13 protein-coding genes are annotated in these 22,418 nt (G+C 74.3%); 7 read left to right on the forward strand and 6 right to left on the reverse strand.

What is annotated here, in order from left to right; all coding sequences use genetic code 11:
- Nucleotides 1-42: 42 nt before the first annotated feature.
- A complete protein-coding gene (locus F1C15_RS12455) occupies nucleotides 43-1,488 on the reverse strand; it encodes a nucleobase:cation symporter-2 family protein (protein WP_185231543.1) in 1,446 nt (481 codons plus the stop codon).
- 286 nt (nucleotides 1,489-1,774) lie between these two features.
- Here F1C15_RS12455 and F1C15_RS12460 point away from each other — a divergent pair, with 286 nt between their 5' ends.
- Both F1C15_RS12460 and F1C15_RS12465 read left to right on the forward strand, forming a co-directional pair.
- A complete protein-coding gene (locus tag F1C15_RS12460) occupies nucleotides 1,775-2,050 on the forward strand; it encodes a GlsB/YeaQ/YmgE family stress response membrane protein (protein ID WP_185231545.1) in 276 nt (91 codons plus the stop codon).
- 115 nt (nucleotides 2,051-2,165) lie between these two features.
- Nucleotides 2,166-2,477 (forward strand): putative quinol monooxygenase, encoded by a 312-nt coding sequence (locus F1C15_RS12465; protein WP_056052556.1) that lies wholly within the window; start codon nucleotides 2,166-2,168, stop codon nucleotides 2,475-2,477.
- Between the two features lie 9 nt (nucleotides 2,478-2,486).
- On the opposite strand, the gene F1C15_RS12470 is transcribed toward F1C15_RS12465, so the two are convergent.
- Nucleotides 2,487-3,302, reverse strand: a complete 816-nt coding sequence (locus F1C15_RS12470; protein ID WP_185231547.1) for a hypothetical protein — start codon at nucleotides 3,300-3,302, stop codon at nucleotides 2,487-2,489.
- A 200-nt stretch (nucleotides 3,303-3,502) separates the two neighbouring features.
- On the opposite strand from F1C15_RS12470, the gene F1C15_RS12475 reads away from it, so the two are divergent.
- Complete coding sequence (locus F1C15_RS12475; protein ID WP_185231549.1) at nucleotides 3,503-4,930, forward strand: hemolysin family protein; 1,428 nt, start codon at nucleotides 3,503-3,505, stop codon at nucleotides 4,928-4,930.
- Complete coding sequence (locus F1C15_RS12480) at nucleotides 4,923-5,963, forward strand: hemolysin family protein (RefSeq protein ID WP_185231551.1); 1,041 nt, start codon at nucleotides 4,923-4,925, stop codon at nucleotides 5,961-5,963. Before F1C15_RS12475 ends, F1C15_RS12480 begins: the two co-directional genes overlap by 8 nt.
- Here the strand turns inward: F1C15_RS12480 and F1C15_RS12485 are convergent.
- Complete coding sequence (locus F1C15_RS12485) at nucleotides 5,960-6,706, reverse strand: GntR family transcriptional regulator (protein ID WP_056052568.1); 747 nt, start codon at nucleotides 6,704-6,706, stop codon at nucleotides 5,960-5,962. The genes F1C15_RS12480 and F1C15_RS12485 overlap by 4 nt on opposite strands.
- A 244-nt stretch (nucleotides 6,707-6,950) precedes the next feature.
- Nucleotides 6,951-8,696 carry an FAD-dependent oxidoreductase gene (locus F1C15_RS12490; protein WP_370543591.1) on the reverse strand — a complete coding sequence of 582 codons (1,746 nt, stop codon included), beginning with the start codon at nucleotides 8,694-8,696 and terminating at the stop codon, nucleotides 6,951-6,953.
- A gap of 187 nt (nucleotides 8,697-8,883) precedes the next feature.
- On the opposite strand from F1C15_RS12490, the gene F1C15_RS12495 reads away from it, so the two are divergent.
- From F1C15_RS12495 to F1C15_RS12505, 3 genes are all read left to right on the forward strand, one after another.
- Nucleotides 8,884-9,783 (forward strand): sugar-binding transcriptional regulator, encoded by a 900-nt coding sequence (locus F1C15_RS12495; protein ID WP_235491193.1) that lies wholly within the window; start codon nucleotides 8,884-8,886, stop codon nucleotides 9,781-9,783.
- A 283-nt stretch (nucleotides 9,784-10,066) separates the two neighbouring features.
- Complete coding sequence (locus tag F1C15_RS12500) at nucleotides 10,067-18,067, forward strand: pectinesterase family protein (protein ID WP_185231555.1); 8,001 nt, start codon at nucleotides 10,067-10,069, stop codon at nucleotides 18,065-18,067.
- Nucleotides 18,068-18,211: 144 nt separating this feature from the next.
- The gene (locus F1C15_RS12505; RefSeq protein WP_056052581.1) at nucleotides 18,212-18,787 is read left to right on the forward strand and encodes a DJ-1/PfpI/YhbO family deglycase/protease; all 576 of its coding nucleotides are present in this window, start codon (nucleotides 18,212-18,214) and stop codon (nucleotides 18,785-18,787) included.
- Nucleotides 18,788-18,877: 90 nt separating this feature from the next.
- Here F1C15_RS12505 and F1C15_RS12510 read toward each other — a convergent pair whose 3' ends face one another.
- Together F1C15_RS12510 and F1C15_RS12515 are read right to left on the reverse strand one after the other, a co-directional pair.
- Complete coding sequence (locus F1C15_RS12510; RefSeq protein WP_056052584.1) at nucleotides 18,878-20,017, reverse strand: ThiF family adenylyltransferase; 1,140 nt, start codon at nucleotides 20,015-20,017, stop codon at nucleotides 18,878-18,880.
- Nucleotides 20,014-22,407, reverse strand: a complete 2,394-nt coding sequence (locus F1C15_RS12515; protein WP_185231557.1) for an ABC transporter permease — start codon at nucleotides 22,405-22,407, stop codon at nucleotides 20,014-20,016. Before F1C15_RS12515 ends, F1C15_RS12510 begins: the two co-directional genes overlap by 4 nt.
- Nucleotides 22,408-22,418 lie beyond the last annotated feature (11 nt).

Consider the following 22,418-nt stretch of genomic DNA (forward strand, 5'->3'; position numbering starts at 1 on the left):
GTCACCGGGGAGGCGCGGGCCGCGTCGTGCGCGCCGGCCCGGTCAGCGGGTCGGCGGCTCCGGGTCGGCCGCGAGCTGAGCGCCGCGGACGGCGTCGTGGGCGGACGGGCCCTCGGTGGCGCCGCGGCCGCCGCGGGCGCCCCGCTCGCCGCCGAGCAGGAGGTTGAGGGCGATCGCGACGATCGCCCCGGCGCTGATGCCGGAGTCGAAGACGATCGTGAACCACGACGGGAACCGCTCGTAGATGGTCGGCGACACCGTCGGCAGGAGGCCGACGCCGACGGCGAGGGCGACGACGAGCACGTTCCGGTCGGTGAACCGCACCGTCGAGAGGGTGCGCACGCCGCTCGCCGCGACGATGCCGAAGAGCGCGACGCCGGCCCCGCCGAGCACGGCGAGCGGCACGGCCTCGACGACGGCGCCGAGCTTCGGCACGAGCCCCAGCGCGATCAGCATCACGCCGGCGCAGGTGGCGACCCACCGTGACTTGACGCCCGTGATGCTGACCAGCCCCACGTTCTGCGCGAACGCCGTGTACGGGAAGGTGTTGAACACCCCGCCGAGCACGGTGGTGAGCCCGTCGGCGCGGAGCCCGTCGGCGAGGCGACGGGGCGTCAGGGGCCGGTCGACGATCTCGCTGACGGCGACGATGTCGCCGGTGGTCTCGGTCATGATCACGAGGCCGACGATGAGCATCGAGATGACCGCCGCGGCCGGGAAGGTGGGCAGCCCGAACTGGAACGGCGTCGAGAAGCCGACCCACGGCTGCTCGCCGACGCCGCTGACGTCGACGAGGCCGAGCGGCACGGCGGCGAGCGTGCCCACGACGAGCCCGAGCAGGATCGACAGGCGCCCGAGGGCCGGCGGGGCGAAGCGCTCGATCAGCACGATGACCGCGAGGGTGCCGGCGGCGAGGGCGACGTTGACCGGCGGCGCCCCGTCGGTGGCGCCGTCGATCACCCAGCCGCCGGCCACGCTCATCAGCGAGAGGCCGATGACGAGGATGACCGTGCCGGTCACGAGCGGCGGGAAGAACCGCACGAGCTGCGAGAAGACGGGCGCGAGGGCGAACATCATCAGCCCGCACATGATGACCGAGCCGTAGATGGCGCCGACGCCGTGCTCGGTGCCGATGGTGATCATCGGGCCGACCGAGGCGAAGGTGCAGCCCTGCATCAGCGGCAGGCGGGCACCGACCCGCCAGACCCCGACCGACTGGAGCACCGCGCCGATCCCGGCGACGAAGAGGTCGGCGGTGATCAGGTGCGGCAGGGCGCCGGGGTCGAGCCGCCCGGCCTCGATGAGGGCGGTGCCGATCACGAGCGGCACCGCGACGGCGCCCGCGTACATCGCGAGCACGTGCTGCAGGCCGAGCGGCAGCAGGCGGCGGAGCGGCGGCACCTCGTCGACGGGGTGCCGCGGCCCCTTCGGGCTCGTCGTCGTCGCGCCCACGACGGTGGCGGGGGCGGTCGGGGGGTGGTCGCTCATGCTGCTCCTCGCTGGGCCCCCGGCAGGGCCCCCTGACAGCTTGGCGTGCCCCGGGGGCCGCTCCGCGCCTCCGTCCTGATGTTTCACATGACCGTAACGAAGGAGGCGCGCGTCGTCCCCTACAGGACGATCGCGTCCCGCGCCCAGATCGCTTAGCCCACGTCGTGCTCCAGCACCAGTTCTCGACGAGACGTAACAGGGAACGCTCAGGCGTGGTTCAGTGGTCGGAGCGGCTGACCCGGCCGCTCTCGCATGTCGCAGACATGACAACATCAAGGAGAACACCATGATCGGCCTCATCATCAGCCTTCTCGTCATCGGGCTCATCGCCGGTGCCGTCGCTCGCCTCGTCGTCCCGGGCAAGCAGAGCATCTCGATCCCCATGACCATCCTGCTGGGCGTCATCGGTTCGTTCGTCGGTGGCTTCCTCGCCTACCTGCTCTTCGGCAGCGACAACGCGGACGGCTTCTTCCAGCCCTCCGGCATCATCGGCTCGATCATCGGCGCCATCATCGTCCTCGTGATCTACATCCAGGTCACCGGTCGTCGCAGCCGCCGCTAGGCAGCAGCAGCACGGGCACGGCCCGTCGCGCACCGAAGGGTCCCGGCACTCGCCGGGGCCCTTCGTCGTACCCCGGCGCCGCGGCCGCACCGGGGCGGGGGTGTTGGGTGGCCGCATGATCATCGTCACCGGACACCTGCTCGTCGACCCGGAGCTGCGCGACGACTACCTCGCCAGCCGTGCCCCCGAGATCGAGGCCGCGCGCGTCGCGCCCGGCAACCTCGACTACGCCCTCTCGCCCGACGTCGTCGACCCGGGCCGCGTCAACGTCGCCCAGCGCTGGGTCTCGGAGCAGGCGCTCGACGACTTCCGGGGAGAGGGCACGTCGGAGGAGGACGAGGCCGAGGTGCGCGAGTCGCACGTGCACGACTACGCGCTCACCGGGCCGGAGGAGCCGTCGCTCTCGCCGGACGGCGACCTGGTCTGAGGGGCCGCCCTAGTCGGTGCCGTCGATCCCGCCGAGGCGCTCGAGCACCCCGGTGAGGATCGTGCCGGCGGGGTCGGGCAGCACGTGGTGGTTGAGGTAGATGCCCTCGAGCCACGACAGCACCTCGTCGGCGGGCATGCCCACCGCCGCCCAGTCGACGCCGGGCACGGCCCGGGTGACGGGCTGCTCGGTGCCGGGCCGCAGCCAGGCCTCGGCGATGGGGGAGTCGGGCGTGCCGTCGGCCGCGGCCGTCCAGAGCAGGGCGATCGGGTGCTCGCGGTCGTCGTCGACGCCGTGGTCGAGGGCGCCGTGCGCCGACTCCTCGACGTGGTCGTGCTCGACGTGGCCGGCGCCGAGCCACGGCAGGGTCAGCAGCTCGCCCTCGATGTCGACCTCGATCAGGTCGAGCTGCGTGGGCTCCTCGACCTCGCAGACCCAGAGGGTGAGGCCGGCGTCGTGCCAGGCGGCCGCGTCGTCGACGTCGTCGAGCAGGTCGGGCACGAGCTGGTGGAAGTCGGAGAGGAGCGCCGACGACCAGTCGAGCAGCTGTCGTGTGTCGTCGCCGTTCCAGGGGCTGACGTCGGTGTCGTCGCCGCTGAGGTCGTGGAAGTGGTGCTCGATGCCCGTGGGCGCGGTGTCGAGGTGGATCTGCCCCGTGCCGAAGCCGACGTAGAGCGTGCTCTGCTCCGTCTCGTCGTCCCACTCCGCGAAGAGGTTCGGGGCGCCGAGGGTCGTCGGCAGCGGCAAGCTGGCCGCGCGCCGGGTGCCGAGCGCGAAGACGGCGCGGAACCGCGTCGTCGGAAGCCGGAGGCTCATGTCAGTCACGGGGTGGTGGTCCAATCTCGATCGGCTCCACAGTACGGCCTCCCCGGCGCCGGTCGGCCCGTGCAGCGCCTGCACGTTCCCAGGGGTCTGTCGGCGCGGGCCCCTACCTTTCTCGCTCATGGACGACCCTCCCTCCCACATGCCCTGGCCCTTCCCGGCCCTGACCGCCTCGGCGGCCGCACCACGGGGGGAGGGGCACCATGAATGAGTGGGTGATGCTGGGCATCGGTCTCGTCCTCACCGTCGGCACCGGCCTGTTCGTCGCGTCTGAGTTCTCGCTGGTCAACCTCGACCGCAACGACCTCGAGAAGCGCCAGGAGAGGGGCGAGAAGCGCCTCGGCCCGACCATCAAGGCCCTCCGCATCACGTCGACGCACCTCTCCGGCGCGCAGCTCGGCATCACGCTGACGACGCTCCTGACGGGCTACACGTTCGAGCCGGCGATCAGCTCGCTGCTCGAGGGCCCGCTCACCGGCCTCGGCGTGCCCGAGTCGATCGTGCCCGGCATCGGCGCCGTCGTCGGCATCCTCGTCGCCACGCTGTTCTCGATGGTGATCGGCGAGCTCGTGCCGAAGAACTTCGCCCTCGCCCTGCCGCTCGCCACGGCCAAGCTCGTCGTGCCGTTCCAGGCGGCCTTCACGACGGTCTTCAAGCCGGTCATCCTGCTCTTCAACGACACGGCCAACGCGGCCATCCGCCGCATGGGCATCGAGCCGAAGGAGGAGCTCTCGGGTGCCCGCTCGGCCGAGGAGCTCAGCTCGCTCGTCCGCCGCTCCGCGCTCGAGGGCGTCCTCGACGACGACCACGCGACCCTGCTGGGCCGCACCCTGCGCTTCTCCCAGCACGACGCCGTCGACGTGATGACGCCGCGCGTGCGCATGACGACCGTCCGGGCGACCGACACCGCCGCCGCCGTGGTCGAGGCTTCGCTGAGCAGCGGCTTCTCGCGGTTCCCCGTCATCGGCGACGACTCCGACGACATCCTCGGGGTGGTGCACGTCAAGCAGGCGTTCGCCCTGCCCCTCGCCGAGCGCGACGAGGTGCTCGTGTCCTCCCTCGTCTCCGACGCGCGCTTCGTGCCCGAGACGATGGGCACCGACACGCTGCTCGGCCTGCTCCGCCGCGACGGCTTCCAGATCGCCGTGGTCACCGACGAGTTCGGCGGCACCGCCGGCCTCGTCACCCTGGAGGACCTCGTCGAGGAGATCGTGGGCGAGCTGGAGGACGAGCACGACCGTGCGCGCGTCGGCATCGTCCGCTCGGGCGGCACCGTGCTCTTCGACGCCGCGCTCCGTCCCGACGAGCTCCACGACCGGGCCGCGATCCGCGTGCCCGACGACGGCGACTACGAGACGGTCGGCGGCTTCGTCACCGAGCGGCTCGGGCGGCTGCCCGAGGTCGGCGACGAGGTGGAGGTCGCCGGCGGCGCCCTCCGCGTCGAGCGCGTCGTGGGCCAGCGCACCGAGCGGCTGCGCTTCGTGCCGCGGGCGGACGACGACGCGACCGGCCCGGCCGGCACGACCCGCGCCTCCGGCCCCGCCACCCCCGCCGAGAACCGCGACCGCGCCGACCGCGCGGAGCACGACCGCATCGCCACCGCCCTCCGAGAGGACCTGACCCATGAGTGAGTACCTGCCCGGCATCGTCTGGCTGGTGGTGCTGCTCGTCGTCAACGGCTTCTTCGTCGGCGCCGAGTTCGCCGTCATCAGCGCCCGTCGCTCGCAGATCGAGCCGCGCGCCGAGGCGGGCAGCAAGGCCGCCAAGACGACCCTGTGGGCGATGGAGCACGCGACGCTCATGCTCGCGACCAGCCAGCTCGGCATCACGGTCTGCTCGCTGGTGATCCTCAACGTGTCGGAGCCCGCGATCCACCACCTGCTCGAGATCCCGCTCGGGCTGACCACGCTGTCGGCCGAGGCCATCGGCGTCGTGGCGTTCGTCATCGCACTCGTGCTCGTGACCTTCCTGCACGTGGTGGTCGGCGAGATGATCCCGAAGAACCTCTCGTTCTCGGTGCCCGACCGGGCCGCGCTCATCCTGGCCCCGCCGCTCGTCGTCGTGGCCCGCGTGTTCGGGCCCGTGATCTGGTCGCTCAACGGCATCGCCAACGGTGTGCTGCGGCTCTTCGGCGTGACGCCGAAGGACGAGGCGACCAGCACCTACACGCTCGACGAGGTCGCCGGCATCGTGCAGCAGTCGACGCGCGAGGGCGTGCTCGACGACGCGTCGGGCACCCTCAGCGCCGCGTTCGAGTTCACGACCCGCAAGGTGCGCGACGTCGAGGTGCCCGTGGCCGACATGGTGCGGCTCGCCCCGGCGGCGACCCCCGCGGACGTGCAGCGCGCCGTCTGGGCCCACGGCTACTCGCGGTACGTCCTCACCGACGCCGACGGGCAGCCCACCGGCTACCTGCACCTCAAGGACGTCATGGACCTCACGACGCCGGAGTCGTTCCACGCCCCGGTGCCCGAGAAGCGCATCCGTCGCCTGGGGGCGGTCTCGCACGACGCCGACCTCGAGGACGCCCTCGCGGCCATGCGCCGCAGCGGTGCCCACGTGGCCCGGTCGGTGCGGGCCGACGGCACGACGACCGGCGTGCTCTTCCTGGAGGACATCATCGAGGAGCTCGTCGGCGAGGTCGATGACGCGACGACGGTCTAGGCCCCGACGACGGGCTGGGCCTCGGCGACGGGCTGGGCCGCGACGACGGGCTGGGCCGCGACCGGCCCCGGCCCGCCCCCGCGTGCCGGGGCGGGCCGCTCGCCCGGCAGCTCGTGCAGGGCCTCGGCGGCGAGCTCGGCGGTGATCGGGTCGCCGTCGAGGGTCGCCTGCCGCAGGAGGCGGTACTGCTCCGCCATGCCGGCCCAGTTGAGCACCTGGACGATGTTGGGCAGGCGGAGCTTGTAGGCGAGGCCGTCGGTCACGTCGCGGCAGACCCGCTGCAGCGAGGCGTTGCCGCAGTGGTCGACGTAGGTGGAGAAGAGCGCCACGGTGTGGGCGTTGAGCGCCGGGCCGTCCTCCGCGTCGAGGTCGGCGAGGCAGGCGTCGATGCCGGCCACGATCTGCGCCGTCACGCCCGCCGCCAGCAGGGGGACGGCGAGGCGCACGGCGCCGCCGAACAGGACGCCGAGCGTCTGGACGGCCTCGATGGCCTCCTCGGCCCGGGGGGTCGCGACCCGGGTGTAGCGGTTCGGCGCCATCTCGACGAGGCCGGCGCGCACGAGGTCGCCGAGCGCCTCGCGGATGGGGGTGCGCGACACCTGGAGCCAGGCGATCAGCTCGTCGTCGTGCAGGCGTTCGCCGGGCTCGAGCGTGCCGTCGACGATCGCGTCGCGGATGCGCGAGCGCACCGTGTCGCGCAACAGCTGACGCTCGGCGGCGGGGGGCGAGGTGGGGATGGGCACGGCGGTCTCCGTTCGGCACGAGGGCGGTACGGCACGACCCTACCGGAGAAGTGTCACATACCAGTCCGTCGTCCGGGGGAGCGAGGGCTGGGGACGGGTGGCCCGGACGCACGAGACCCGCCCGGCCCCGAGGGGCGGGCGGGTCTCTCCTGGCGTGCGCACCGTGTCGGGTCAGGAACGCGACGCGCACGGGCCGGTGCACCGCGCCTCCCGGGGGCCCTCGCGGGTCAGGAGGCGCGGGTCGTCACTTCGAGGCCGTCGCGGTCTCGCTCGGCACGTGCTGCGAGCCGACCTCGACGCCGTGCGAGGCGCGCAGCGTCTCGATGGTCGCCTCGATCTCGGCGTCGCGCTGCTCGTCGCTCCAGTCGAGGGCGCGGCCCAGGACGTCGGCGATCTCGGTGAGCAGCTCGATCGTCACGCCGCCGACGAACGCGAGGTTCGTGCGGCGCAGCACGACGTCGGCCAGGTGGACGGCGTCCTCGTGCTCGGCGAAGTAGGCGATCTCGGCCTCGGTCAGCTCGGGCTCGCTGGCCAGCGGCTGCGAGGGCTGGTCGAGCAGCGTCTCGATCACGCTCTCGGCACGGGTGCCGTAGCGCGTCAGGAGGCGGTCGACCTGGTCGCGGTCGAGGCCGTCGGCGTGCGCCGCGACCCACGTCGTACGGGCTGCGTCGGTGGTCGGGAACCCCTTGCCGCCGCCGATCGCCATGCCCGTCGTGTCGACGGTGCGCTCGACGCCCAGGCGCTTCGTGGCCTCGGTCGAGAGGTGCGCCGAGAGGGCACGGAAGGTGGTCCACTTGCCGCCGACCAGGCTCAGCACGGTCGAGGTCAGGCCCGCGATGGGCGTCTCGACGATGCGGTAGTCGCGGGACACGAAGCCGGGGGCGGTGTCCTCGTGACGGGGCAGCGGGCGGATGCCCGAGTAGCGGTAGACGATGTGGTCACGGCCGAGCTCGATCTGCGGGAAGACGTGCTTGACGAGGTCGAAGAAGTAGTCGACCTCCTCCTCGGTGCAGACCGCGGGCTGCGACGGGTCGGCGTCGATGTCGGTCGTGCCGATCAGCACCCGGCCCTTGAGCGGGTAGATGAGCACGATGCGGCCGTCGTTGTTCTCGAAGAAGATCTCGCGGCCCTTGGTGGCCTCGAGCAGCTCGGCGTTGTCGACGACGATGTGCGAGCCCTTGGTGCCGCCCATGTACGCCGACTCGCCGCCGAACGCCTGGTTCGTGAGGTCGGTCCAGGGGCCGGAGGCGTTGATGACGACGTCGGCCTGGACGACGAACTCGGTGCCGCTGACGACGTCGCGGAGCAGCACGCCGCCGTCGCGCGAGCCGACGGCCTCGACGTAGTTGGCGCTGCGGGCGCCGGTGCCGACCGCGAGGCCGTCCTTGAGCACGTCGAGCGCGAGGCGCTCGGGCTCGTGGACCGACGCGTCGTAGTAGGTGCCGGTGTACTTGACGCCCTTGTTGAGGGCCGGCATGTCGTTCAGCGCGGCCTTGCCGGTGCGGAACACGTGGCGGGGCACGGAGCCGCCGTCGCGCGAGAAGGAGTCGTACAGGGTCATGCCGACCTTGATCAGCAGCGCGCCGCGCTCCTTGGTGGAGCGCTGCTTGTGCGTGAGCATGCGCAGCGGGGCGTTGAGGATGCCCGAGAAGGTCGAGAAGATCGGCATCGTCGTCTGCAGCGGCTTCACGTAGTGCGGGGCGATCTTGAGGAGGCCGTTGCGCTCCTCGACGCTCTCGCGGACGAGGCGGAACTCGCCGTTCTCGAGGTAGCGGATGCCGCCGTGGATCATGTGCGACGAGGCGGCCGAGGCGCCCGAGGCGTAGTCGTTGCGCTCGACGAGGACGACGTCGATGCCCTGGAGGGCGAGGTCGCGGAAGGTCGCGATGCCGTTGATGCCCCCTCCGACGATCAACACCTTCGCGGTCGGGCGGTCGATGATCGCGGCGACGTTCTTGCGGATGCTCTGTATCTTCTTCGACTCGGTCACGGGGTCTTCTTCCATCTGGGGGTGGTGGCGGGGCGGGTGGACGCACCGTCTCGCCGGTAACCTCATGGTCGACCCCTCGGAGCGAGGGTGCAACGTATCTGCACACATGTGCACGGAGGTGCTCGTGACCGAGCTGACGACGGCGGAGAAGACCCAGGAGGCGCTGCGTGCGGCGCACCTCTACTACATGCAGGACCTCACGATGGAGGCGATCGCCTCGGAGCTGGGGACGTCCCGCTCGTCGGTCTCGCGCCTCCTGAAGTCCGCCCGCGAGTCGGGGCTCGTCGACATCCAGATCAAGTCGCCGCTCGACCAGGCGACCGCCGTCGCCGAGGGGCTGCACCGGCGCTTCGGCGTCGTGGCGCACGTCGTGCCGGTGCCCGACCAGACGAGCGACGTCGACCGGCTCGAACGGGTCGCCCTGTCGGCTGCACGAACGATCACGCCGTACGTCGACTCGAACATGGTCATCGGGGTCGCCTGGGGCTCGACGCTCAGCGCCGTGAGCCGGTCGCTGGTGCCGAAGCCCACGCACAACTCGGTCGTCGTGCAGCTGAACGGCGCCGCGAACACGCGCACGACGGGCATCGAGTACGCGAGCGAGATCCTGCGGCGGTTCGGGCAGGCGTACACGGCGGCGATCCAGCAGTTCCCGGTGCCGGCGTTCTTCGACGACCCGGCGACGAAGCGGGCGCTGTGGCGCGAGCGGAGCACGAAGCGCGTGCTCGAGCTGCAGGCGTCGATGGACCTCGTCGTCTTCGGCGTCGGCTCGCGCGACGCGCGCGTGCCCAGCCACGTCTACTCGGGCGGCTACCTCGAGCAGAGCGACCACGACAGCCTCGACGCCGACCACGTCGTCGGCGACGTGGCGACGGTCTTCTACCGCGCCGACGGCTCGTCGACCGACATCGAGCTGAACGCCCGCGGCACGGGGCCCGACCTCGCCACCGTCCGCCGGGCTCCCCGGCGGGTCTGCGTCGTCGCCGGCGAGGCGAAGGTCGCGGGCGTGCGCGGCGCCCTCGCGGCCGGGCTGGCGACCGACCTCATCCTCGACGAGGGCACGGCGCGGGCGCTGCTCGCGAGCTGAGGCGGGCGCGCGCCGACGACCCGGCCCGGAGGGCGGAGGAGCCCCGAGGAGGCGCGCCCGCAGCACCGACGACACGCCGACGTGAGAGACCCTTGCGTCTGGAGCTGTGCGTCCCCCATGATGGGGACGCTCCGGGGCCCACCCCACCTCGGAGTGAGCGCTCACCCGAACCTGCGATGCACGATCGCCGCGCACCCGTCCCGCCCCACGGCCCCCGGCCGTGGTGCGTCGGCGCGTGCCCGGGCGGTCGGTCGCCGCGCCTACCCGAAGGCACCCCACCGCCATGCCCGGTCGTCCCGTCACGCCGTCTCCCGACTCCGCCCCCGTCGCCCCGTCCCCGCGGGCGCACGGCCGACGTGCCGCCCGCCGCCGCGGCGCCTCCGCCCCCGGTCGCACGCGCGCCCTCGTCGCCCTCGCCGCCGTGGTCGCGCTCGCCGGCGCGGCCCTGCCGATCCAGGCCGCCACGGCCGCGGCCGACACGACGCCGCCGTCCGCGCCGAGGAGCCTGAAGGTCAGCTACAGCGGCGGGGTCGGCAGCTCGCTGAGCTGGGGCAGGGTCTCGGCCGGCGACCTCGCCGGGTACCGCGTGTACCGCTCGAGCACGTCGTCGGTGTCGACCTCGTCGACCCTCGTCGCCAGCCCCACGACCCCGTCGGCGGTCGACGCGACGATCACGGGCGGGGCGAAGGCCTCCTACGCCGTGGCCGCGGTCGACCGCTCGGGCAACGTCTCGAAGCTCTCGAGCGTCAAGTCGGTCACGGCGACCGACACGACGAAGCCCTCGTCGCCCGCGAAGCTCAAGGCCACCGTCTCCGCCGCCGGGGTCGCCCTCGACTGGGCCGACGCGACGGAGCCCGACGTCGCCGGCTGGACGGTCACCCGCACCGCCTCCTCCGGCGGCTCCGCCGTCCAGCTCACCAGCTCGCCGGTCACCAGCTCGCAGTTCACCGACGCACAGGCCCCCTCGGGCGTGAAGTCGACCTGGCGCGTGACCGCCGTCGACCACAGCGGCAACGCCTCGTCGGCCACGACGGTCAGCGCCACCCGCCCGGCGGGCCCGGCGGTCGTCCCCGCCGCCCCGGCCGGCCTCGCCGTGAAGCTCAGCAGCGCCGGCGTGCCCACCGTCTCGTGGTCGGCCACGCCGGGCGCCACCGGCTACGTCCTCTCCCGCGGCGCCGCGGCCTCCGGGCCGTGGGTGCGCGTGCCCACCTCGTCCGCCACGGCGACGAGCGCCGTCGACGCCGCCGCCCCCGCCGGGGCGACGTCGTGGTGGTCCGTCGTCGCGACGAACGCCGCGGGGCAGGGCCCGGCGGCCGTCGTCAGCGCCGCCGTCCCCGGCGACACCACGCCGCCCCGCGCTCCGTCGAGCCCGAAGGTCGTCGTGCTGGCGACCGGAGGCGTGACGGTCTCGTGGGCGGGCGGGGGCGAGGCCGACCTGGCCGGCTACACCGTGACGAGGCGGAACGGCGACGAGGTCTACGTGCCCCACCTCCCGGCGAGCGGGCAGGGCGTCCTCGTGGCGTCGACCTTCACCGACCCGACCGTCGCCGAGGGCGACACCGTCTACTACCGCGTGCGCGCCGTCGACCGGTCGGGCAACGCGTCGTCGTACCTCGCCGTCACGGCGAAGTCGCCGAACGTCGCCCCGGGTGCTCCGGGCTCGCTGAAGGTCGCCGCCGGCCCGACCGCCGGCCTCGCGCTCTCCTGGACGGCCCCGAAGGACCTCGACCTCGCCGGCTGGGCCGTGTCGCGCAGCGTCGCGGGGGGCACGTGGACCCTGCTGGCGACCGTCCCGCTCGACGCGTCCGGCGCCTCCCCCCGCTTCGTCGACACCAGCGCGCCCCAGGGAGTCGCGGCCTCGTACCGCGTGACCGCCCAGGACCGCGTCGGCAACGTCTCGAAGGCCAGCGGCGTCGTCACCGCGACCTCGCGCACCGTCGCCGTGCCCCTGCCCGTCGTGCAGACCGTGCTGACCGTCGGACCCGAGGGGACCTACGCCACCATCGGTGCGGCCCTCGCCGCGATCCCGCGCGCCTCGCTCGACGCGTACCGCGTCGACGTCGCCCCCGGCACCTACGACGAGTCGTTCGAGATCTCGCGGCCGAACGTCCAGGTGCACGGCACCGGGGCGACCCCCGGCGACGTCGTGATCCGGTCGGCCCGCGCCTCGGGCAGCGCCGACCCCGACGAGCCGGAGTCGACGCTCGGCACCGCCGGCAGCGCCGTCGTGCTCGTCACCGCCGCGAACGTGACCCTGGACCACCTCACCGTGGCCAACACCTTCGACGAGGCCGCGAACCCGCAGATCACCAGCGCCCAGGCCGTCGCCCTGCGCGTCGAGGGCGACCGCTTCGTCGCCGACACCGTCCGCCTGCTCGGCAACCAGGACACCCTGCTGGCCGACACCCCGAAGCCCACCACCCGCATCCGCCAGTACTACGTCGACAGCTACGTCGAGGGCGACGTCGACTACGTCTTCGGCGCCGGCACCGCGGTGTTCCAGCGGGTCACCTTCCGGTCGCTGGACCGGGGCAAGGCGAACAACGGCTACCTCACCGCCGCGAGCACCGACACGGGCAGCAAGTACGGCTTCCTGATCACCGACAGCAAGGTCGTGAGCGACGCCGCCGCCGGCACGGTCAACCTCGGCCGCCCGTGGCACCCGAGCGCCGACCCCGACGCGCTCGGCTCGGTCGTGGTCAAGGACACCTGGCTGCCCCGCGCGATCGACGCGGCGGCCCCCTGGGACGACATGTCGTCGACGAACTCGTCGGGCGTCAAGGTGCCCTTCTCCTGGAAGGACGCCCGCTTCGCCGAGAGCGGCAACACCGGCCCCGGCGCCGGCACGAACGAGAACCGTCCGCAGCTGACGGCCAAGGAGGCCGCGGCGGCGACGCCCGAGAAGTACCTCGCCGGGAAGGACGGCTGGAACCCCGTCCGTGCCGCCTCGACGGCGCTGCCGGCGAGCCCGACCGACGTCGTCGCCTCGCCCGACGCCCGCGTCGTGCACCTGAGCTGGAGCGACGACGCCTCCGCCGCCGTCACCGGCTGGCAGGTGCTGCGGGCCGACGAGACCGGCCCCTTCGTGCCGGTCGCCACCGTGGACGCCCCGACCTGGAGCGACACGACCGTCAGCACCGGCTCGACCTACCGCTGGGCCGTCGTGGCGCTCTCGCGCACCGGCGCCGTGTCGGCGCCCTCCGCCGAGGTGACGGCGCTCGTCGCCGCGGCCCCGCTCGTCACGGACGTCGTCGTCGACCCGGCGGCCCCCGCCGACGGCGTGACGCGCTTCACGACGCTCCGCGACGCGCTCGCCGCGGCCCCCGCGGGCACGGCCACCGACCCCACCGTCATCTCGCTCGCCGCGGGCCGCTACGCCGAGTACGCCACGATCAGCAAGCCCCACACGATCGTCGTGGGCGCCACCGGCCGGGCTGGCGACGTCGTCATCACCGGCGACCGCGCCGCGGGCACGCCGACCGGCACCACGACGAACGGGGTCGCCGACACCTACGGCACCTCGGGCAGCGCCACGCTCGTCATCACCGGCAACTCGGTGCAGCTGCGCGACCTCACGGTCGAGAACGCCTACGTCGAGGGCACGTACGCCTCCGGCCAGGCCGTCGCCCTCCGCACCACCGGCGACCGCCTCGTGTACGAGAACGTCCACCTGCTCGGCAACCAGGACACCTGGTACGCCAACAGCCCGTCCGCGGGCGTGCCGGCCCGTTCGTACTTCCACGGCGGGTACGTCGCCGGCGACGTCGACTTCGTCTTCGGGCGCGGCACCGTCGTGATCGACGACTCCACCCTCGCGGCGCTCGACCACGGCACGTCGCCGAACGGCGCCGTCACCGCGGCCAGCACCGACGTCTCGCAGCGCTTCGGCGTGCTGATCTCGGGCAGCCGCATCGTCGGCACCGCCCCCGACGGCTCGCAGTCGCTCGGCCGCCCCTGGCAGCCCGGCAAGGCGCAGGCCGACGGCACGAGCGTCGCCGACTCGTCGGCGATCGCCCAGGTCGTCGTCCGCGACACCTGGCTCGGACCGGTGATCAGCTCGACCCAGACCTGGACGAACATGGTCAACAGCGGCGTCACCACCACCTGGCAGAGCGCCCGCTTCGCCGAGCACGGCAACGTCGGGCCCGGCAGCGGCGCCTCCGCCACCCGCCCCCAGCTCACCGACGACGAGGCGCGCGGCTACACGGCCGCGACCTACCTCGCGGGCAGCGACGGCTGGGACCCGGTCGCGGCCCCGCGCCCCGACGTGGCGCCCCTCGCCGTGGCCGGCCTGGTCGCCAGCCCCGACGAACAGCGCGTCGGCCTGTCGTGGACGGAGTCGATCGAGGCCGACGTGACGGGCTACCGGGTCTACCGGTCGACCGGTGACGAGCCCGTCGCCGTCGACCCGGCCCTGCTCGTCGCCGAGGTCGCGAAGCCGACCTTCGTCGACACGGGCCTCGCGAACGGCACGGCCGTCCACTACCTCGTGGTCGCCGTGGACCGGGCCGGCACGTCGTCCGCCCCGGCCGCCGTCACCGCGGTGCCCGCCCCCGCGCCGCTGGTCGCCGACGTCACCGTCGCCGCCGACGGCTCGGGCGACGTCACGACCCTCCAGCAGGCCCTCGCGGCCGTCCCCGCCGGCACGGCGACGAAGCCCTCCGTGGTCGTCGTCGAGCCCGGCACCTACCGCGGCGTGGTCTCGTCGTCGAAGTCGAACCTCGTCATCGCCGGCAGCACGGGCGACCCCCGCGACGTCGTGCTGACCTTCGACAACGCCAACGGCACGCCCCGCTCCGCCACCACCTGCCCCGCCGTCGTCGCCGCCACCTGCGGCACCGCGGGCAGCGCCACCGTCACCCTGTCGGGCGCCGGCGTCCAGGTGCGCGACCTGACGATCAGCAACACGTTCGACAAGGCGGCGCACCCCGAGATCGGCACCTACAACACGCAGGCCGTCGCCCTCCGCGCGACGGGCGACCGCCAGGTCTACCGCGACGTGCGCCTCCTCGGCGTGCAGGACACCCTCAACGCCGACGCCTCGGGGAACATCACGGCCGACGGCAGCGGCTACCCCCGCCAGTACTACGTCGACAGCTTCATCGAGGGCAACGTCGACTTCGTCTTCGGTCGGGCGACCGCGGTCTTCGACCGGACGACGATCCACGCGACCGCGCACGGCGGGGGCACGATCTTCGCGCCGAGCACCGCCAGCAAGGCGCGCGGCTACCTCGTGGTCGACAGCCGGATCGCCAGCGACGCCGACGACACGTTCGCGCTCGGCCGGCCCTGGCGCTCGTGGAGCGACGGCGCCTACGGCGACGACTCCCGCGGCCAGACCGCGCTGGTCGACACCTGGATCTCGGACGGCGTCTCGACGACGCAGCCCTGGGTCGACTTCGCCCCGAACGTCTGGACCGACGGCCGGTTCGCCGAGCACGGCACGACGGGCCCCGGCGCCACGGTCAACGACAAGAGGCCGCAGCTCAGCGACGCCGACGCCGCCTCCGCGACGCCGTCGGCCTGGCTCGCCGGCACCGACGGGTGGGACCCGACGCTCGCGCCGGTCGCCGACGTCGCGCCCACGGCCCCCGTCGGCCTCACCGCCGCGGGCGGCAGCGGCCAGGCCGTCCTCACCTGGGACGAGTCGACCGAGGCCGACGTCGTCGGCTACCGCGTCCAGCGCGACGGGGTCGAGGTCGGCACGACCACGACGCAGGGCTTCACGGCCACGGGCCTGACCAACGGCACGGAGACCTCGTTCACCGTCACGGCGGTCGACGCCTCCGGCGCCGAGTCGACCCGCAGCGCGGCCGTCGCGGTGACGCCGGCGCAGCGCGTCGACGCGGTCGTCCAGGCCGGCGGCCCCTACCCGACGCTCCAGTCGGCGGTCGACGCCGCCACCGGCTCCGGCCCCTGGGTCGTCCGGGTGGAGCCCGGCAGCTACGTCGGCAGCACGACCATCGCGCGGTCGAACGTGACCGTCCTCGGCGGCGGGGCCCGCGCCTCCGACGTGACCCTGACCAGCAGCACGGCCGCGCCCGCCCTGTCGATCACCGGCTCGGGCGTGACGGTGCAGGGGCTGTCGGTCGAGAACACCTCGGGCGCCTCGAACGGCCCGGCCGTCTCGATGACGGGCGACCGGGTGCTCCTCACCGGCGTGGCGCTGAGCGCCGTCGACCGTGCCGTCTGGGCCGACGTGCCCACCGCCGGCGCGACCAGCCGACAGATGATCGAGTCGTCGACGGTCCGCGGAGCGAGCAACGTCCTGCTCGGCCGGGCGTCGCTGGTGGTGCACGACACGACCATCACGCCGACCCGCACCTCGGGCACCGTGCTCATCCCGTCGACCACCGCGGTCGGCGGACGGGGCTTCCTCGTCGTCGGCTCGACGATCGCCCCGGCGGCCGGGGTCACCGACGTGCGCCTCGGCGGCCCGTACGCCCAGGGCACGACGACCGCCGCGAACGCGCCCCAGGCGATCATCCGCGAGACCGTGCTGGGCACCGGCGTCAAGTCGTCGCCCTGGCAGGACTTCAACGGGTACGCCTGGACGGCGGCGCGGTTCGCTGAGTTCGGCAACACCGGGCCCGGCGCCGCGACGACCGCCACCGCGTCACGGCCGCAGCTCACCCCCGCCGAGTCGGTCACCGCGACCGTGTCCGCCTGGCTGGGCGCCGCCTCCTGGTACCCCGCCGTGGCCGACCCGGCTGCTCCGGCCGACGCCACCGCCCCGGGCGCGGCCACCGCGCTGACCGCCGTCGCGGGCTCGCGGTCGGCGACCCTGGGCTGGACGGCGCCGGCCGACGCCGACGTCGTCGGCTGGTCCGTCCACCGGGCACCCGGCACGACCGTCACGCCCTCGGCCGCGAACCTCGTCGCCTCGGTCGGGCCGGTCACGAGCTGGAGCGACACCGGCCTCACCGACGGCCAGCCGTACACCTGGGCCGTCGTCGCGGTCGACGCGGCGGGCAACCGCTCCGCGCCGGCCACCGTGACGGCGACGCCCGCCACAGCCGTCACGCCCGTGACCCCGTCGGAGCCGGTCGACCCGGGGGCCGTCGCCCCCGTCGCCCCCACGGCGGTCACGACGACGCTCGGCAAGGGCTCGGTGACCGTCGGCTGGGCCGCGAGCACCGCCTCCGGCGTCACCGGGTACGACGTGGTCCGCAGCTCGGCCTCCGCCGGCTCGGCCGTCGTCGCCTCGCTGGGCGCCGACGCCACGCGCTTCGTCGACCAGTCGGTCGTCGTCGGCACCGCCTACTCGTGGTCGGTCGTCGCGAAGGCCGGAGGCGCGGTGTCGGCCCCCTCGGCGGTCGCCTCCGCGACCCCCGTCAAGGTCGACTACGTGGTCGCCGCCGACGGCAGCGGCGACGCCACGACGCTGCAGGGCGTGCTCGGCCAGGTCGACGCGGCCGGCGCCCTGGTCGCGGCCTCGCCGGGCCTCCTGCCGAACAACGCCGACTACACGACCCAGGGCGGCCGCACCGTGCTGGTGCTGCCGGGCGCCTACTCGGGCCCGGTGGTGAGCGGCAACCGCTACGGGGTGACGATCGTCGGTGCGACCGGCGACCCGGCCGACGTCGTGGTCACCGCCCCCGGCGGCGCGGTCGCCGCGATGACGATCTCCGGGCCCCAGTGGACCCTGCGGGCCCTCACGCTGAAGAGCGTGGCGAGCACGCCGGGCGCTCAGGCGACGGCGCTGCAGGTGAAGTCGGGAGACAAGCAGGTCGTCGACCACGTGCGCCTGCTGGGCGACAAGCAGACGCTGCTCGCCTCCACGGCCAACACGTCGACCTTCAGCCGCGTCTTCGTCACGGGGTCGTACCTCGAGGGCGGGGCCGACCTGGTGCTCGGCCGGGCCGTCACGGTGATCGACCACAGCACCGTGCACGTGCTCGACCGGCCCGGGGCCTCGCTCACCGACTCCTCGGTCTCCGCGGCGTCGCCGTTCGGGTTCCTGGTCACCGACAGCACGATCGTCACCGACGGCGCCGCCGGGACGATCTACCTCGGCCGGCCGTACTCGACGCAGGGCAAGGCGCAGGTCGTCGTCCGCGACACCGTGCTCGGGTCGGCCGTCGCGGTCGACAAGCCGTGGAACGACTGGGACGCCGTGACGACCTGGACGGCCGGCCGGTTCAGCGAGTACCGGAACACCGGCCCCGGCGCCGTCGTGACGACGCCGGCGACCCGCCCGCAGCTGAGCGACGAGGCGGCGGCCGGCATGACGGCGGCGGCGTACCTCGCCGGGACGGACGGCTGGGACCCGACGCGGCGCTGAGCCCGGCGGCGCGCCGGTGGCCGGCGCCGAGCTCGGCGCGGGCTCCGGGGGACACCGTCCCGGAGCCCGCGCCCAGTGGCCCGGCGTAGACCGGGAGGGTCATCACACGAGGCCCGCCCGGCGGGCCACCGAGGAGGAACCCCCATGGCAGACACCGATCTCACCGGTCGCCGCGTTCTCGCGATCGTCACCAACTACGGCGTCGAGCAGGACGAGCTCGTCGTGCCGACCGAGGCCCTGCGCGCGGCCGGCGCCACCGTCGTCGTCGCGGCCCAGTCGACCGGCCCCGTCGAGACCCTCGTCGGCGACAAGGACCCGGGGCAGTCCGTCCGCCCCGACACCACCATCGAGGAGGCCTCCGCGGCCGACTACGACCTGCTGCTCGTGCCCGGCGGCACCATCAACGCCGACACGCTGCGCCAGGACGACGCCGCGGTCGCCCTGGTGAAGGCCTTCGCCTCGGCCGGTGCGCCCGTCGCGGCGATCTGCCACGGGCCGTGGCTCCTCGTCGAGGCCGACCTGCTGAAGGGCAAGGAGCTCACCTCCTTCGCCTCGCTCCGCACCGACGCGACGAACGCCGGCGGTAGCTGGGTCGACCGCTCGGTCGTCACCGACGTCGAGGGCGGCTTCACGCTCGTCACGTCGCGCACGCCCGACGACCTCGACGACTTCGTCGGCGCCGTCCGCGACGCGCTGACGACGGAGCCCGCGGGCGCCTAGCCGTCTCGTCGACGCCCTCGCGTCCGGGCCCCCGAGCCGCCGCCTCCGTGCGGACGGCCGGGGGCCTCGTCGGTCGCTGGCCGCGTCCCGTCACGCAGGAGGAGGAACAGGAGCAGAGGCACCGCCGGCACATGGACACGACCGTCGTCTCGACACGCCCGTCTCGTGCCACTGCATCGTCATCAGGTCGAGCTCGAGCAGTCGGTCGGAGAAGCCGAGGGGCAGACCGAGCAGCACCCGAAGTGCCTCCCACGCGGTCATGTTCCCGACCAGGCCGGTGACGGCGGAGATCGTCCCTCCTCGCGGAGTCACGAGGGCGGCCTGCCACGAGGGGTCGTCGTCCGGGCCCGTCGCCGCCGAGCGGGCGCACCACCAGCAGGCGGTCGATCCCGGCACGACCGTGAACCCCGGGACGCCGAGGGCACTGCCGTAGGCGCCGCCGACGATGTGGGGGAGGCCGCGAGGCCACGCTGCGTCGGCCACCCACCCGGAGGCAGCGGCCACGCTCGGCTGGTCGGCGCAGCTCACCACCAGGTCGACTCCGTCGAGGAGCGGATCGAGATCTGCCGGGCCCCGGACGTGGAGGGGCACCGGCACGACCCGGACGGCGGGGTCGACGGTCGCGACGCGAGCCGCCGCAGCCACGACCTTGTGGCTGCCCACGTCGTCGGTGTCGAAGAGCGGCTGCCGGTCGAGGTTCGACACCTCGACCACGTCGGCGTCCACGACGACGATCTCCCCGACGCCCGCGCGGGCGAGCGCGGCGACGACCGTCGACCCCGCGCCTCCGACTCCGAGCACGACGACCCTCGACGCGACCAGGGACGCCTGGAGGGAGGCGGCGTCACGCCCGGGGGCCGGGTGCAGCGAGGCGAGCTCGTCGAGGAAGCGCAGCTGGGCCGTCCGTCGAGGGTCGGCACCCGCTGCGTCCGGGCCCGTCGCCAGCAGCCCGTCGCCGCGCAGCACGGCGAGGACGGCGTCCACGACGCCCAGGGAGACGAGGTGTCCCGCCTCCTGCAGGCGACGGTGGACGCCGCCCCGGTCGAGGGTCCCGTCGAGACACGCCAGGAGGTCGACGACGTGGTCGTCGACGGCGTACTCGATCACCTCGCGCGTGGCCATCGACGTGACGCGGAGCGCGCCCGGGGCGTGCTCGACCACGAGGCCCCGGCGGAGGCGCAGGATCGGGGGCGTCGTCACGACGGCGGCAGCGACGGACGGGTCGTTCACGGAGCCTCCCGGAGGGCGAGGACGGTGGGCGACGCTGCCGTCCGGCGAGCGGTCACCCCTGAGGAGGTGAGGATCGCGGTCGCGACGACCACGCAGCAGGCGAGGAGGCCCACGACGGGCACCTGCGGCGCGAGGGCCGTGCCGAGGGCCTCGGCGACGAGCGTCGTCGCCAGCAGGCCCGCCGGGACCCCGCAGGCGAGGCCGCCCGCGACGGCGGCGGCGACGACGAGGGCGGCGTCGAGCACGAGGAGCCGCCCTACGTCGCTGCCCTGGGCTCCGACGGCCCTCCAGGTCGCGAATTCTCGTCGCCGTCGCGACGCCTCGGTCGCCCACGTGCCGGTGGCCGCGAGGGCACCGAAGGCGACGCCGACGCCGACCACCGCGACGAGCGCGCCCGAGGAGGCCCCCAGCTCGGAGACGGCTCGGGCGCGCATCTGGGCCCCTGTCACGACGGAGCTCCCCGGGACGTCGGCGAACACGTCGTCGACGCCGCGGACGACGAGGTCGGGGTCGGCACCGGGCGAGGTCGCGATGTCCCAGGCCGACGCACCCGCGAAGCCGAGCGATCGGGCCGTGCCGACGTCGACGACGATCTGGTCGCCGGTGACCAACGAGGCGAAGGTGCCCACCACCACGAGCGAGGTCGTGCGACCGCCGTGCTGCACGACGACCGGGTCGCCCAGGGTGGTCCCCAGCACGGTGGCCACGGAGACGGGCAGCAGGACGCCCTCCCCTCGCGCCAGGGCATCGCGGGCGTCGTCGTCGTCGCCGTCCACCCACGGCACGGAGGCCACGTCGAACCAGCTCGAGGCGTCGACGCCGACGAGGCCGACGTCGGACGTGCGCACGCCCGCGACGGCCAGGGCCCTGCCCGAGACCGAGGCCGACACCGTCTCCGCCCCGGGCACGCCCCGCACGCGGTCGGTGAGGTCGTCCGGGAGCGCCACGGGGACGCTCGCCTGCACGTCGGCCCCGAACTGGCGCTCGACCTGGTCGAGCGTCGCGGCGGCGACGGTCGACAGGGTGATGGCGGCCGCGGTCGCGAAGCAGGTCACGAGGGCACAGAGCGCGGCCACGGAGGCGGACGCCCCGGACGCCGAGGCCCGGCGGGCGGCCGTCGCGACGCGCCAGCGGCGGGAGTGGCGCAGGAGACGGCCGAGTGCGGCCAGGAGCAGCGGCGTCCCCACGACGCAGAGCACGACCGCGAGTGCGACGGCGACGCCGCGGCCCAGGGGGCCCCCGGTCGTCGCCAGGGCCACACCGACGGCCGTCACGAGGCAGGTCGCGAGACTGCGCGCGATCACGCCCCGCCGCCTCTCCGCCCCGCCCAGCGTGTCGACCGGTCGGCTCCGCGCGACGTCGCGGGCGGCCGCGGCGGCGCCCGCGAGGCCGGCCACCGTCCCCACGCTCACGCCGACGACGCCGAGACCCGCCATGGACGAGAGCGACGGGACGGCGCCGGGGGCGGCGAGCACGCCGCCGACCAGCCCCACGACCACCCCGAGGCTGCTCCCGAGCGCGGAGGCCAGGCTCGCCTCGACGAGCACGGCCGCTGCCGTCCAGCGGCCCGGTGCGCCGAGGGCGCGCAGCGCTCCCCAGGTCGACGCCCGTCGCCGTGTCGACGCCCGGAGGGTGTGCGCGGTGAGCAGGGCGGTCAGTCCGAGCGCCACGGTCGAGCAGGCCGCGAGGACGAGCGACTGCACGGCCAGCACGGGCTCGACGGCCGTCGCGAACGCCGAGGTGTCCTGCACCTCGACCCCGGCGGGGAGGTCTCCGGCGTGGTCCGTGGCCCAGGTCGTCCGGACGGACGGCTGGAGCTCCACGTCGACACGGGTCGCCCCGTCGGGCTCGGAGAACGCCTCGCGCGCCGAGGCGAGGTCGACGAAGACGGTGTCTCCGCCGAAGAGGCCGAGGGCCGCGTCGTCGGCGAGCCCGGAGACGACGAACTCCCGGCCGCCCGCCGTGCTGCTCACCCCGAGGGTGTCCCCGACGTCGACGCCGAGCTCGTCCGCGAGGTCCCGGGGCAGGACTGCGTTGCCCGACGCCGCCGTCGGCGACGCGCCGGAGACGAGCGCCCGCTCCATGAGGTCGGCGGCGTCGGAGGGGTACCCGGTCACCGTCACCTCGGTCTCGACCGAGACGCCTCCGCCGGACCCGTGCGACGGTGCCGCTGCGACGCTCGAGTGGCTCAACGTCGGCAGGAGACGGGCGACGCCGGGCAGCCCGGCGATCTCGTCGAGCGAGGTGGACGAGATCACGTCCGTTCCCGCCGATGCCACCAGTGCGACGTCGCCGAAGGCGACCAGGGCGTCCAGCCGGTCGTCCGTCGCCCGCTCCGCCGCGTCGCTCGTCAGCAGCGTCGCGACGACGAGGGCCGCGCCGACGGCCACCGCAGCCGTGG

The organism is Frigoribacterium sp. NBH87 (genome assembly GCF_014217665.1).
GTDB classification, from domain to species: Bacteria; Actinomycetota; Actinomycetes; order Actinomycetales; family Microbacteriaceae; genus Frigoribacterium; species Frigoribacterium endophyticum.

What these genes read in the sequence shown, in the direction of transcription:
- F1C15_RS12455 (WP_185231543.1), bottom strand. Translation starts at nt 1,488, where the DNA reads ATGAGCGACCACCCCCCGACCGCCCCCGCCACCGTCGTGGGCGCGACG.
- F1C15_RS12460 (WP_185231545.1), top strand. Translation starts at nt 1,775, where the DNA reads ATGATCGGCCTCATCATCAGCCTTCTCGTCATCGGGCTCATCGCCGGT.
- F1C15_RS12465 (WP_056052556.1), top strand. Translation starts at nt 2,166, where the DNA reads ATGATCATCGTCACCGGACACCTGCTCGTCGACCCGGAGCTGCGCGAC.
- F1C15_RS12475 (WP_185231549.1), top strand. Translation starts at nt 3,503, where the DNA reads ATGAATGAGTGGGTGATGCTGGGCATCGGTCTCGTCCTCACCGTCGGC.
- F1C15_RS12480 (WP_185231551.1), top strand. Translation starts at nt 4,923, where the DNA reads ATGAGTGAGTACCTGCCCGGCATCGTCTGGCTGGTGGTGCTGCTCGTC.
- F1C15_RS12495 (WP_235491193.1), top strand. Translation starts at nt 8,884, where the DNA reads ATGCAGGACCTCACGATGGAGGCGATCGCCTCGGAGCTGGGGACGTCC.
- F1C15_RS12500 (WP_185231555.1), top strand. Translation starts at nt 10,067, where the DNA reads ATGCCCGGTCGTCCCGTCACGCCGTCTCCCGACTCCGCCCCCGTCGCC.
- F1C15_RS12505 (WP_056052581.1), top strand. Translation starts at nt 18,212, where the DNA reads ATGGCAGACACCGATCTCACCGGTCGCCGCGTTCTCGCGATCGTCACC.